Source organism: Blastopirellula marina DSM 3645, assembly GCF_000153105.1.
In the GTDB taxonomy this organism is placed as follows: domain Bacteria; phylum Planctomycetota; class Planctomycetia; order Pirellulales; family Pirellulaceae; genus Blastopirellula; species Blastopirellula marina.
Genome location: NZ_CH672377.1, coordinates 1,542,964 through 1,555,890, shown reverse-complemented (window position 1 = coordinate 1,555,890; position 12,927 = coordinate 1,542,964). Strand labels below are relative to the sequence as shown.

Here is a 12,927-nt window from a genome sequence, read left to right as displayed (position 1 = left end):
ACAACGACCGAAAAGCTTGACCGACGGTCAACGGCAACCGCCGCAAAGACGTACGCCGAACGAGGATAAGCTATGCGGAAGTTGGGGAGATTACGCAAGTTGCAAGCTCAGTATAATTGTGGCCGTTCTCAAGTGTCAACAAAATCGGCGCCGATCTTTGCCGCGATCACCGCTGAAAACCGGATTTCGCCCCCATCCGGGGAAAAAACGGTCCGATTTCGTGATAACTATAGATTACAACTCACCTTGCGGTCGTACATTCCCGGCGTTCGCCTGGTCAACTGCGGCATGTCGCTGGATCATGCCGGATCTGCCGGCCTCCCACAGCCGATTATCGCACCAGGACTCCCCCAAAGGGACTGTTTCTAGTCCTTCCGCCGCCAACGGAGGATCCAGCCAAACCCGAGCAGCAATAACGTCAGCGCACCGCAAGTTCCGGCAAACAGATCGCCAAAACGCTGATAGATGGTCGGCGGAGCCGTGTCGAGGGGGATTTCGACGATCAGTACTTTCGTTTGTTGACGCGGCCCGATTGCCAGCGGACGACCGTTACGATCAATCGAAGCCGAAAATCCGGTATTTGCGGCGATGAGCATCGGTTTTCGCAGTTCGGCTGAGCGAAACTGGGCGCAGAGCAGATGCAGGTCCAATACGCTCGAGCCCCAAAACCAGCCGTCGTTGGTCAGCGTCACCAAAATCTCGGTCTTGGTCGGATCGGCGGCCGCCGCCGCATGTCGACGAACCAAGTGCGGCACGGTGTTCTCAAAACAGATGCAGGGAATCAAGCGAACACGCTCTCCAACATCGATCGCCACCGGTCCAGCGCCCGGCGTTAAGCCAACGCCGATCGGCGTCATTTCATAAATCCAAGGGAAGACGCTTCCCAACGGGACATATTCGCCAAACATCACCGGATGCGTCTTGTCATAGCGCAGCTGGGGGGCCTGATCTAGCGGCACGTAGAAGGCCGAGTTAAAGATTTGCGTGCGTTGCTTGCTATAGCGAAGCGTCGAGGTTCCCAGCAACAACGGCGTTTTCCAACGTCGATTGGCCAATTCGTCAACGAGCAGCAAGTATTCATCCCGGTAACGCAGCAACAGTTCCCGATATCGTTCGTCAGTAATCGTCGCGCCCGGGGGAGCCGAGAGCTCTCCATCGACTTCGATCAGCGCGTGGTTCCCCATTGTCGTCTCGGGCCAGAGAATCAGATCGAGATCATCGCGGTTGCGCGTCGCTGCATCGGTGAGTTGAACGTATTGCTCGAAGGTGCGCCGCGGCTGAGTTGGATCGTCAAACGACGTATCGATTGAACCTTGCACAAGCGCCGCTGTCAGCGTCTCGCTGGCGCCGGCTTCTGGAGACGCAAGTTGTCGCCAGCCATAAACCAGCGTCGCCAGCAGCAAAACGATCGCCGTGGTGATCGTTGCGAGTCGAAGGGAAAGAGTTGGAGCCGCCGGTTGGGGGCGTATCCAGCGGTCGATCAGACCCGCGTCAACGATCGCAGCCGCCAACAGCACGACAACCAAGCTAACGCCGTATGCTCCCACTAAGTTGGAAATCTGAATCAGCGGCAATTGCGCCGCCTGACTATGACCGATCAATCCGACAGCAAAACCGGTCGCAAAGTGGGCGCGAACAAACTCCCAACCGACCCAGCAGACCGGCGCAGCAATGGTGAGCGGGATCTTGCCGCGCTGGACCGCTGTCCGACACGTCGCCACAAACAACGGCGTATAGACCGCCAGATAACAACAAAGCGTCGGCCAGCCAAACAGGCGTGTCGCCCAATGCGAATTGCCGACTCCATACAGCAGCGCGAGCCAAAAGAGGGCGCCAGAGAGATAAATCACCGCATATGCGCGTCGCGTTAGGCGTTCGGCGCGTACGATCGCTAGCCAGCCTAGCGGCGCGATCCAAGCGAGCGGCCAAAGTCCCGCTGGGGGAAAAGAGAGATACAGCGTGATCGCGCTAAACAAGCTCCAGCCGGCGACACAGCGCAGCGACATCAGCGGCATAGTTGGCTTGTCGCTCAAAGAGACAGAATCGTTCACAGGGCGGCCATCGTCGGAAGGAAGCAAGCAGCAGGAGTGAGATAAGATAGGGCCTGGGCCGCCTACTCGCTATGTCGGATTCTCATTAAGTAGCGCGAAAAGCGACGCTCGACGCCGGGTTATCACCGATCATTTGCTGAAACATGGAGCTTTGATTCCAACTATCCCAGGCCTCGATGACCTTTCCATCAGCGAAGCGAAACCAGGTCAGCCCGCGAGCTTGGATCTCTCGGCCGGTTGGTTTGAAGCCAAACCCATCGCCGTGATGATTCCCGATAAAACTCCAGCGAACGACTGCAGAATCGCCTTCGGCCATGACATCCTCGACCTTGAGTTTCATGTCTGGCAATGCGGCGAGAAGATTATCGCGGAACGATTTAAAAATGTCAGCGCTATTGATGTCGACGCCCGATTCTAGGTGCGCGACGGCATTCTCTGCTGTCAATTCAAAAATAGCGTTATCGCAGCGCTGGTTCCAAACTTCTTCAAACCATTGACCTGCTAGCGCCTTAAGATCGTCCATCTGGTCTTGCCCCGCTGAAGTTCCGTTTGCTGCATGTGTTGTCCGAAAATGGCCTGCTATTGTCGAACATTGCCAATCGTACCACCACATTAGTCTGGCGGCACCTGCCTTCAGGGGTATCTGCTACAAAACTAATCCAGCGATCCGATCCCCGGCCAGGTATTCGGCATCCCCTGCTGGAAATTGGAGAAGCAAGTCGGCGGCGGCCATCGCTGCGAGATCAGCCGAGCCTTTCCACGCAAGCGGCGCAGCGGTTCGCTGCGCGGCGTTGACCCAGCGCGCCGGGAACAACGTCGGACGATCGCCCCGATGGAAGAAGGGCTCGGCAAGTTCTACCTCAGCGCTGCGAAGTTCGTTTTCTGTTCGACCTGCTAAAAGGCCGATGGCACGGCGGACAAAAAGTTCAAAACAGACCATGCTACTGACCGGATTGCCCGGCAAGCCAAAGACCAGCGTGGTCTTGCCTGAGACTACTCGCTTGCCGAACCAGATCGGTTTGCCCGGCTTGAGTTGCACCTTGTGGAAGATCTGGACGACCTGATGCTCGGCCAGGACTGACGGAACCAGGTCTAACAGGCCGGCCGATACGCCGCCTGAGAGAACCAGAATGTCGGCTTCCAAGCCGCGAGCAATCTTCTCGGTCAGTTCCTGCCGCACGTCTCGTGCAATTCCCAAGTTTATGGGCGTGCCTTCAGCGGCGGCGATTTGCGCGGCCAGCATCGGCCCGTTGCTGTTCCGAATGCGTCCCGGACCAGGCATTTCTCCAACTTCCACCAACTCGTCCCCAGTCGAAAGAATAGCGACGCGCGGCTGAGGAACGACCGAAACATGATCGCGTCCCACTTCGGCCAAGATGCCCACCTCCAGCGGACGCAAACGCTTGCCGGCCGAGAGAACGGTTGCTCCGCGAGCAAGCGAACTTGCCTTCGGCATGATGTTTTTGCCCGCCGTGATGTTGGGCGCTTCGATCCGTACACGAGCTTCGCCGATCATTTGCGTTTGCTCAATCATCACAACAGCGTCGGCGCCGGCAGGAATCGGCGCTCCGGTCATGATCTGCGCCGCTTGGGAAGCAGCGACTTTCTTGGTCGGCACGTTGCCGGCGGTGATCACTTCGATAACGTCCAGTTCGGCGGAGTCGCTTGCCAGATCAGCGGCCACGACGGCATACCCGTCCATCATCGCTTTATCGTACGGAGGAGAGTCGATGTCGCTGGCGACATCTTCAGCCAGCAAGCAGCCAACTGCTTCGAGTGCGGCGACCTGCTGGGCCGGCGACTTGGCGGCGTGTTGATCAATCAGGTCCAGCGCTTCGGTGATCGAGATCATTTTATCCCTGAGGCCGCTTGCGGAGAGGTCATCTGCAGAAACCGCGTGAGCATATCGGTACCGGTTTCGCTCAAAAAGCTCTCTGGATGAAATTGCAGCCCTTCCATGGGCCAGTCGCGATGGCGAATGCCCATGATCTCTCGTTCGCCGTTGGGGAGGAAACTCCAAGCCGAGACCTCAAATCCTTCCGGCAGCGTATCAGGACGAATCACCAGACTGTGATACCGCGTCGCGATAAAAGGATTAGGCATGCCGGCGAACAGGCCTTTGTCGTCATGATGGATTTCGTCGGTCTTGCCGTGCATCAGACGTTCGGCCCGGACGATGACGCCGCCAAAGGCTTGTCCCATCGATTGATGCCCCAGACAGACACCCAAGATCGGCAGTTTGCCGGCGAAGCGCTGGATCGACTCGACCGAGATCCCCGCTTCGTTGGGCGTACAGGGGCCGGGCGAAACGATCAAATGGCTAGGCGCCAACTGCTCGATTTCGTCGAGGGTGATTTTGTCGTTGCGGACGACGCGCAGATCCAGACCGGGGTCAATTTCCCCTAGTCGCTGGACCAGGTTGTACGTGAACGAGTCGTAATTATCGATCAGCAAGATCATGGGCGCGTCGGTCGTTGAGGCGGAAAAATCTACGGAGAGCGGCCCGCCATTTTACGCCAATTGGCCGTAATCGACTATGCGTCGCGCTCGCGGCAGAAAGCAAGGATATCGGCCGTCGCTGTCGGCAAAGGGCCGGCCGACGGCTTTTCTGCTGGAGTCGAAGGTTCATTCTTCTCCGCCGCAGGCTCCGGCTGCTTGGTTTCTGGCGAAACCGCTTTTTTGGCTCGTGCGGCGGCCAAAATATCGGCCGTGTTGGCGCCGGGAGCAGGTTTCTTCGCTTCCGGTTGGGCGGGAGCGTCTGCTTTCTTGGCTCGCGCGGCGGCCAGGATATCGGCGGTGCTCACCGGTGCAGGAGATGATTTCGCCGCGGCAGGTTCGCTGCTTTCTTGCTTCTTTCCGCGTGCGGCGGCCAAAATGTCGGCCGTATTGGGCGCCGCTTTTTTGGCGCGTGCGGCTGCTAAGATGTCGGCCGTATTGGCGCCGGGGGCAGGTTTTTTCGCTTCCGGTTGGGCGGTAGCGGCCCCTTTTTTGGCTCGTGCGGCAGCCAGAATATCGGCCGCACTCGTCGGTTTGGCGGCTGAGCCTGACGCGGGCGGCTTTTTAGCGACAGGCTTTTTCTCTGCAACCGGCTTGGGAGTCGGTTTATCGACGACCTTCAGAAAGTCGACATTAATATCGTACCAGCCGATGTTGTTGATGCCGTCGAATTCGACCAGCGCTCGCCCGCTCATGTTGACCGTCCGAACGACGCCGGTCATTTCGGCAAAGCGTTTGAGCTCAGGACGATCATGATCGACAACGACGTACTTGTCGGTGTATTCGCGTTTTAGTTTTTCGATGTGATCAAAGACCATGGCGGAAGCGGGGCCTTCATTCCATGGAGAGATGGTGTGGAACGACGATGACGGGGGCAATCTACCAGTCCGCTGCGGCGAACTGCTCGTCCATGATACGGCATCACCCGATCGGCAGGAAGTAGTTTTTCGGCGCCGCACCTCAGCGTCCAATCTGGCGCTATCGTCGCGGGACCGCTTCGGCGGCCGGTTTGGGGAGCTTCGCCAGTTTCCCGGCATACTCCGCTTGTTTGGCGGCGTTTCCTTGGCTTTCGTACATCGTCACCAAATTCGCGTAAGGAGCGATCAGCGAATCGATCTGGTTTTCACCCGCATCGACTCCCTGTTTAAGGAGATTCGCTCCTTGCTCGGTTAAATCCAAACCCTGCTGATGGCGACCTGATTCCCAGTATGAAACCGCCATGCTGGCTAGCGCTTCGCCGCGCTGCCCGCAGGCGACGTTCTTGATGTCGGAATGCTTAAATTGCTTTTCGGCGTCTGCATACCAGCGGATCGCCTCGTCATGGTCCCCTTTGCTGACGACCTGAGCGGCGCCGACGCGAAAGTAGAAATTGCCGAGCGTCATCCGGTCCGAAATCGACAGTTGCCGCGTCTGGGTCGCATGTTCGAGCAGCGCCGCAGTCTCGCGTGCGATCCGCATTGCGTCGTCAAACTCACCCCGGTTTTGCTCGATCGTCACCGCTTGAATCAACGCTTGGCTCATTTCCCACTCGATCACTGTCTGATACGAGGGATCGCTGGTCTGCGACAACAGTTGACGTCCGACGCTCAAGATCGCATCGACCGATTCGGTCGTGTCATAATCGGATTCAAAATAGTTGAACGCGGCGATCGCTTTCTGCAAGCGAGCAAGTTCCAATTCACGCGAAAAGCCTTCTTTCTCCACCAGGTTCGCGACGAAGGCATCGGTGCTATCGACCCATTTAGGAACGGTTAATTCACGATTTTGCCACTGACCTGCGGCCAGATCTGACGCGACCGCCAGGTGAGCGTCGACCAGAATCAATTTGGCCGCGCGACGTACTTCGTCGAGCGGATTGCGAATTTCTTCCGCCGCCAATTTGATTGACAACTGATGGTGAGCCAGCGCTGAGCGTACGTCTTCACTTGGTCCGCGTGCGACCAAATCACCCCATTGGCAATAGGCTCGAGCACGAACTTCTTTGGGCATCGCCATATTCTCGGCGATTGCTTTGGTCACATTCAACGCATCGTCATATTGGCCCATTTCGGCCTGAATCAGGGCTCGCGTCAGACGATATTCGGGCTTGGCGCCAACGCCGGAGGCGGCAGTTTGGGCGGCCGAAAGTGCGTCCGGCATATGTCCCAAGCGACGTTGAAGAATCGCGATCTCGTGCCAAGCGGAGGCGTTAAACGATTCTAGTTTGACTGCGGCGTTCAGGTCGGCCAGCTTCGCTTCGATTCGATCGGCCTGATAGCCCTTGGCGCGAATCAGGAAAGCCTCGGCCGTTGGTCGTTGGATGACGACGCTTTCGACCAAAAACTGTCGCTCTTGCGGAGCATAGCTGAACAATGCGCCTCGCTCAGGATAGACCAAGCCCAACAGCACGCCAAACTCGTCGTGGACTTTCGCCCCTTCGCTTTCGACGATTTTCAATTGTTGGCGAACCTGATCGGCTGAGGTTGGTTCCTGCAAAACCAAAAAAAGCGTCTCTAGCGTATCGTCTTGAAAGGTCGCCTCGGCGCGTTCAAAACCTGCCGCATTAAAAACGAGCAGCTTGCGTCCATCAACAATCGATTGACTTGCTGGCTCGCCCCATAACGCAACCACTTGGCTCCGTTGCGCCTTGCCGGCGACGAGCCATTGGAGGCCGCCGCTTGGCTTGGCGGACGCTACCGGTTCTGGTTTCGGCATCGCCGGCGCCGGTTGGATCGGTGTGACCGGTTTCGACTCGATAGGCGGCGCCGGCTCGGGCGGCTTCGCTTTTGGCTTTACTTCATTGCCGTCGAGAATCCGCGAGATCTTCAGCGGTCCATCGTTTTGCGATCGGTTTTTCTTGGTGTCAGGATATTTCGACAGCGGCGTCTTGATACGCAGCACGGATTCGCCGCTCGTCGGCGACTGCGGCAAACGACTTGGCGAGTTAAACGAACTGGGCGTCGGAGTCGGCGCAATATCATCTTGCTTTGTATTTGCCGGCGCAGCATCGGACGCAGCCTCTTCGCTGCGTAGCGGCAACGAGAAAAAGGTCAAAACGATTGCGAAACAAACAAAGCCGACAAGGCGGGTTTTCGCCGTGGACATGTCGAACTGTCCTCTAATGCAACTTGGTCAATTCGCCCGCGACGGCTGGCGCACAAAACCGCCGGGCGAGAAATAAGGCGGCGCGGAGTATACCTAGTCCCCCGCATTCGCCAAGATCAATTCAACACGGTGCTAGCATTTACGGCGAAAGCTTAGTTCGCACTGCCGCGGAAGTTAGAATTGCGGAAACAGCGGATTTTGACCTGAGGAGTGATCATTGTCTTATCAGCTAACGCCAGCGCAGCAGAAATTCGCCGAAGCGCAGGTCGCCAGCGGCGCCTATGAGTCGACCGACAAGGTCGTTGAAGCGGCACTTGGTTTACTTCGTGATCGACAAGTAGAGTTTGAGCGATTGGTTGTCGCCTTTCAGGAACTAGAGCAAGGAGACCATCACACATTTGATGTCGAAGATATCAAGCGAATGGGGCGCGAACTGCTGGATTCAAAACGCGCCAATAGCGGATGTTAGAAATTCGCGTAACGTCGTCTGCTCGCAGCGATTTGAGTCACATTTGGCTCTATCTTGCGGAAGAAAGTCTCGCAGCAGCTGATCGGCTCATGATTGGATTTCAGCAGCGCTTTGAGCGATTGGCGAGAAATTCAGAGCTGGGAGAAAGGCGGAAAATAGGCGAGATCGGCGAGTGTCGCTGTTTCTTGATGAAGCGTTACGCAATCTACTAACATTCCTCGCAAAACACCTTGTTTATTTTGCGCGTTCTGCATGGAGCCCGCGATCAAGACGCGACGCTCTCACTGGACTAATCTTCTAGATCCAAGCCTTGCGGCTGCGGCAGATCGTCGAGCGTGCTGAGCTGAAACATTTCGAGAAAACGCTCGGTCGTCGCATAGGTCTTCTGCTTTTCTTTCCCCTTGCCGGTTCTTTCCAGCTTCAGCAGTTCGCGCCGCACGAGTTGATTCAGTAGCGGGCCGCTTGGTTTGCCCCGCATCTTGTCGACTTTTTCGCGGGTGACATTTTGGTTGTAGGCGACCAGCGCCAGCACGTCGACCGCTGGCTGCGAGAGTTTCGCTTCGCGAACTTTGCCATAGAACTTTTCGCGCAAGCGAGTGAACTCGTCGCGTAGCTTCATGCGGAAACCGCCCCCGGAGGCGACGATCTCGTAAGGACAGCCTTCATCTCGGTAAGCCTGATTAAGCTCTTCGACCAGGTCGGCGATCTCATCGACCGCGACTCCCCGCATCCGTGCAGATCCCCGCTCGGCGGATAGAGGAGCGTTATCGGGACTCCCGACAAATAGCATCGACTCGAGGATGGTTCGGGGAGAGAGTTCGCAGTCGTCCGGTTCATCTTCGGTCGCCAAAACCCGAGCGACCGCGTCTTCCGACGACTCTTCCTCGGCCGCCGGCTGCGAGGTTTCTTCTTCCTCGCTGTCGGCGTACGGTTCGTCTCCCCCCATCGCAGCTGCGAAGGCGGCGCTCAGCTTTTCTAGCGATAGCCCTTCGTCCAGGTCATCGCTGAACTGCTCGTCATCAGATTGCGACTGGTTGCTCATCGGCGACCTCTTGCGGCGTTTAGTTCCAACGCTTCGCGACTTCGCTCTTCATAAAGGCCAGGCTGTCACGAGCCAGATCGAGCTCGGTCGAGTACATCTTGCGCCAGATCTTGGTCGCTGCGGCGATTTCCGGCAAGGCGAGACCAAACGCTTCGACCACCATCCAGCCGTCGTAGCCGACTTCTTTCAAAGCGTCAAAGTTCGTATCCCAGTGGATGTGCCCTGTGCCGGGGGTGCTGCGATCATTTTCTGAGATATGGACATGGGTCAGCACGTCGCTGCAATCGCGAATCGCTTGGGCGATACACTTCTCTTCGATGTTCGAGTGGAACGTGTCGTACATCACCTGGCAGTTAGGGTGGTTCACTTCGCGAGCGAAGCGCGCCGAATCGGCATGCGTGTTGAGCAGATAGCACTCAAAGCGGTTGAGCGCTTCGACGCCCAGCATCACGTTCACCTGGCCGGCATGCTCGGCGACTTGACGCATCGAATCGACGCCCCAACTCCACTCGTCGGCGGTCGGACCATTGCCGCTGAATAGACCAATCGCCGAATGATAAGGGCCCACCAACGTCTCGGCGCCCAGCGCCTGGCAGCAATCGAGCGTTTGTTTGTTCAGACGAACTCCTTCGGCTCGCACTTTGGCGTCAGCGCTGATCGGGTTATCCTCTTCGTTGCGGACAGTTACCGCGGTGCAGGCGAGACCCAGGTCTTTGATCTTTTCGCCGTACTTGCCCCACTTGTCGACGTCGAGATTGAAGAGCGGAATTTCCACGCCGTCGAAGCCCATTTCTTTCAAGTTTTCGATCACCGGCAAGAGGCTCTCATCGGGATCGCCGGACCATAACAGCAGGTTCATGCCGAACTTCATGGGTGTTCTCCAAAACTTATCAAGGCAAAGGGGCGGATCTAATGGGAAGAGTCAGCTTCGGGGCAAAGTAAATCGTCAAAATGCTCGGCGACGGCTGATCGCATTGTCGGCAGCAGCGGAGCGAAGCCGCTCGGTAGTGCCGGTAGTTTGACGCGCTGAAGCACCTGATTCAAGCGGAGAGTCAGCTTTTCATCCTCGGCATAGTCTTCCAGGAAACGGACTTCCAGGAATCGTTCGATGAACCAGGCCAAGCGGTCGCTGCTGCGGGTCGCGATCTGGTTGACGGCGGTCTCCACTTTCGTCGGTTCGATTTGCGCAAGTGCGTCGTAGTAAGCCGGCAACAAGCCGGGATTTCGCAGTGCGAGTTCGGCGTCCAAGAGCAGTTCGACCACAATATGCCCCAAAAAACTGGGACGAAGTCCGTCGTCGGCGCCCACCTGATCGCGAATCAAGACGGTGAATCCCCACGAGAGTTCGCCAAACGCTTTGGTGCGATGGAACCAATCGTCGTCATGATGATGCTGAACGACGCCGCGGGCGACTTCCGCCATACAAGGGTCATCGGCGTCGCAGTGGGGCAGCGCCCCTTTCGATCGGGCGCGCATCTTGCGATCGACGACGTTCAACCAGTCGGGGACAGCCGTGCCGGCCAGAAAGTAAGGTCGATCGAGAAAGAGCCTGCCGTGTGCGAAATAATTCATGCGCAACTTACCGTCCGAACGCTCGGCGCTACGTGATGATCGCCTGCGGCGGAAAGCAAAGAATCGGGATCACCAGCGACGTAAAGCCGACAATCCAACGGACGGCCCCGATTTTGACGCTGTCATCGGCGGTCGGCGGATGCGAGGGACCAATCACTAACACCAGGATCAACATCAAGATCCAGGTCCAACCAGCGCCCAACGCCATCGCGGTCACTGCGGCGATGATGACGCCCCAGGCCAGAAAGTAGGACCATTTGCCAAACAGCGTGTAGGCGACATGGCCTCCATCCAGTTGACTGATCGGCAGCATGTTCAAACCGGTGACCAGCAGCCCGACCCAGCCTGCCATGAAGTAGGGATTCAACTGCGCCTGGGCGACTGGATCGCCAAGCGAGTAGCCGGGGACCTGAAACCAGGCCATCGCCCAAGCCAGTCCCAGCGGAACATCGAGCGAATAAGGCGAAGGCGCCGTTTTGGTTAAATCCATTTGCAGGATGCCGACGTAGAGCACCGGGATCGCGATCACCAAGCCCGCCAGCGGACCGGCCAGTCCGATGTCAAATAACTGCCGGCGATTCGCTTTCAAACCGTCCATGCCGATCACGGCGCCCATCGTGCCGATCGGCGAAATGGGGATCGGAATGAAGTACGGATAGCTAGCGTGAATTCGATAGCGGACCGTCATCAGAAAATGTCCCATCTCATGGGCGAACAAGATCGCCAGCAGACAGGCCATGTAGATCAATCCGTCGCTTACGCTCACGTGTCGCAGGACAAGTCGGATCCCTTCGACCAGCGGATCGGAGAGGAGCGGATCGTATTCGGCGTCGACCATTCCTCCCAGCAACATCGTCGGCTGCCAACGGGTCCAACCGACGAAGAAAGTAGAGAGACACGTTGCGACAAACAGCAAGATCGGCAGCAAGACGCGACGCTGGCGAACAGGACGCGACGGGGCGGCCGCAGGCGCACCTTCAGCGCGCGAAACTGCCGGCGTCGGCGGCACAGAGTCATACGAGTCGAGCGTCTCGCGCTGAGTCGGTTCAGGGGGGGAGCTGTCAGTCATCCCTGTCATCTTAGCAAACTCGTCGTCGACGGCGAGTGAGCGACAGCACGAAACTGCCGAGAGCAGGTCCCAACTAGCGCGTCTTCACCCAATAACGGTCGAGAAATAGCTCTTGGAAGTACATTTCGCCGAGCTCGCGATTGACCTCCAGCAGCATCCGTTTGCGAAACATGGTCAAATCGGGATCTTCCAGTTCGACGGGACTCGCTTCACGGGCCGTTCGCAACACGCGGTCACGCAGCCGCTGCTCACGCTCGTCCATCGCCGCTTGGGCATCGGTTACCTGGTCACCGGGAACCAGGCCATACAGCGTAAAGTTAAACTTGGTGGTCGTGCCGGCGGTCGGATCAGACATCCGAAACTTGAAATCGCCGATCTCCATCTCCACCGGAGGGACCTCAGGCAGATCGGCCGACTGAGCCGCTTCTACCGGCGGTTCTTTCGCGCAGCCGGCAAGCAGCGCCAATGACGCGCAGCTGAACAATAGGAGATGTCTAATAGCGTTCAAGCGTAACATTGGTAAAAACGAACCTCTTAATCAAACTTGGCCCAACTAACTGATCCGAGAAGTCACGCAGTTGAGCTCGGACGAGCCGCAATTCTGGGTCCGCGAGATCAATCAAGTTAGCGTTGCGGCAGGTCCGAATCACTTCATCCGAAAGCCGGCCTTTTCTGGATTCTAAAATCTCGACCACTTTGGCTTTGTCGTTGGGATCGACCAGGCAATGCGTGTTGAAGTGAATCGCGACGCTGTTTTGATATTCGTCCAGGTCAGGCATTCGCGTCGGATCATCGGCCGCCAAGACGGTGATCGAAAACTCGCCTAACTCGATTTCTTCCCAGCTCACCTTCTCTTCGATCCATGGTTCGAAGGAAGTTGGCGCAGGCTTACTTGATCCGCAGCCGAATGCTGACGCCAAAGCGGCCAGACATCCGATCAGCCATAACAATTTGTGCAGCGATAAGGTCAGCATGTCGTTCTTTAGCCAGAGATGAGAGAGAAGAGAAGCTTTGAAAGTCGACACCGAAATATGGATCGCAATTTCGTGATGGGAAATTGTTTTTACCGCAACTGAGCGGTTGTAGCGATTGTTTCGATTGCGACGTCAGCCCTGGCGCAAACGGCGTTCTACATTAGTAAGGC

General features: G+C 57.2%; 14 protein-coding genes. 2 read left to right on the top strand and 12 right to left on the bottom strand.

Annotation, left to right across the window (positions count from 1 at the left end; genetic code table 11):
• Positions 1 to 365: 365 nt before the first annotated feature.
• The 6 genes from lnt to DSM3645_RS25415 all read right to left on the bottom strand — a co-directional run bounded on the left by lnt (position 366) and on the right by DSM3645_RS25415 (position 7,631).
• Positions 366 to 2,051, bottom strand: a complete 1,686-nt coding sequence (lnt, locus tag DSM3645_RS25440; protein WP_131282831.1) for an apolipoprotein N-acyltransferase — start codon at positions 2,049 to 2,051, stop codon at positions 366 to 368.
• A gap of 85 nt (positions 2,052 to 2,136) precedes the next feature.
• Positions 2,137 to 2,574 (bottom strand): ester cyclase, encoded by a 438-nt coding sequence (locus DSM3645_RS25435; protein WP_002655513.1) that lies wholly within the window; start codon positions 2,572 to 2,574, stop codon positions 2,137 to 2,139.
• A 123-nt stretch (positions 2,575 to 2,697) separates the two neighbouring features.
• Entirely contained in the window at positions 2,698 to 3,903 is a 1,206-nt protein-coding gene (locus tag DSM3645_RS25430; protein ID WP_002655512.1) for a molybdopterin molybdotransferase MoeA, read from the bottom strand.
• Positions 3,900 to 4,511, bottom strand: coding sequence for an anthranilate synthase component II (locus DSM3645_RS25425; RefSeq protein ID WP_002655511.1), 612 nt, complete (start codon positions 4,509 to 4,511; stop codon positions 3,900 to 3,902). Before DSM3645_RS25425 ends, DSM3645_RS25430 begins: the two co-directional genes overlap by 4 nt.
• Positions 4,512 to 4,585: 74 nt before the next feature.
• Complete coding sequence (locus DSM3645_RS29005; RefSeq protein WP_002655510.1) at positions 4,586 to 5,365, bottom strand: hypothetical protein; 780 nt, start codon at positions 5,363 to 5,365, stop codon at positions 4,586 to 4,588.
• A gap of 160 nt (positions 5,366 to 5,525) precedes the next feature.
• On the bottom strand, positions 5,526 to 7,631 hold the full coding sequence (locus DSM3645_RS25415; protein WP_002655509.1) for a tetratricopeptide repeat protein: 2,106 nt from the start codon (positions 7,629 to 7,631) through the stop codon (positions 5,526 to 5,528).
• Between the two features lie 217 nt (positions 7,632 to 7,848).
• Here DSM3645_RS25415 and DSM3645_RS25410 point away from each other — a divergent pair, with 217 nt between their 5' ends.
• Together DSM3645_RS25410 and DSM3645_RS31890 are read left to right on the top strand one after the other, a co-directional pair.
• Positions 7,849 to 8,100, top strand: coding sequence for a ribbon-helix-helix domain-containing protein (locus DSM3645_RS25410; protein ID WP_002655508.1), 252 nt, complete (start codon positions 7,849 to 7,851; stop codon positions 8,098 to 8,100).
• Positions 8,094 to 8,312 carry a type II toxin-antitoxin system RelE/ParE family toxin gene (locus DSM3645_RS31890; protein WP_002655507.1) on the top strand — a complete coding sequence of 73 codons (219 nt, stop codon included), beginning with the start codon at positions 8,094 to 8,096 and terminating at the stop codon, positions 8,310 to 8,312. The genes DSM3645_RS25410 and DSM3645_RS31890 overlap by 7 nt, the downstream gene beginning before the upstream one ends.
• Positions 8,313 to 8,389: 77 nt before the next feature.
• Here the strand turns inward: DSM3645_RS31890 and scpB are convergent, their stop codons facing one another.
• From scpB to DSM3645_RS25375, 6 genes are all read right to left on the bottom strand, one after another.
• Positions 8,390 to 9,142, bottom strand: coding sequence for an SMC-Scp complex subunit ScpB (gene scpB / locus DSM3645_RS25400; protein WP_002655506.1), 753 nt, complete (start codon positions 9,140 to 9,142; stop codon positions 8,390 to 8,392).
• A 19-nt stretch (positions 9,143 to 9,161) separates the two neighbouring features.
• Positions 9,162 to 10,013: a sugar phosphate isomerase/epimerase family protein gene (locus DSM3645_RS25395; protein WP_002655505.1), complete on the bottom strand. Its 852-nt coding sequence runs from the start codon at positions 10,011 to 10,013 to the stop codon at positions 9,162 to 9,164.
• A 38-nt stretch (positions 10,014 to 10,051) separates the two neighbouring features.
• Positions 10,052 to 10,714 (bottom strand): hypothetical protein, encoded by a 663-nt coding sequence (locus tag DSM3645_RS25390; protein WP_002655504.1) that lies wholly within the window; start codon positions 10,712 to 10,714, stop codon positions 10,052 to 10,054.
• Between the two features lie 28 nt (positions 10,715 to 10,742).
• Entirely contained in the window at positions 10,743 to 11,783 is a 1,041-nt protein-coding gene (locus DSM3645_RS25385) for a site-2 protease family protein (protein ID WP_131282829.1), read from the bottom strand.
• 73 nt (positions 11,784 to 11,856) lie between these two features.
• A complete protein-coding gene (locus DSM3645_RS25380; RefSeq protein WP_237564934.1) occupies positions 11,857 to 12,249 on the bottom strand; it encodes a hypothetical protein in 393 nt (130 codons plus the stop codon).
• A 28-nt stretch (positions 12,250 to 12,277) separates the two neighbouring features.
• Positions 12,278 to 12,757 carry a hypothetical protein gene (locus tag DSM3645_RS25375; RefSeq protein ID WP_002655501.1) on the bottom strand — a complete coding sequence of 160 codons (480 nt, stop codon included), beginning with the start codon at positions 12,755 to 12,757 and terminating at the stop codon, positions 12,278 to 12,280.
• Positions 12,758 to 12,927 lie beyond the last annotated feature (170 nt).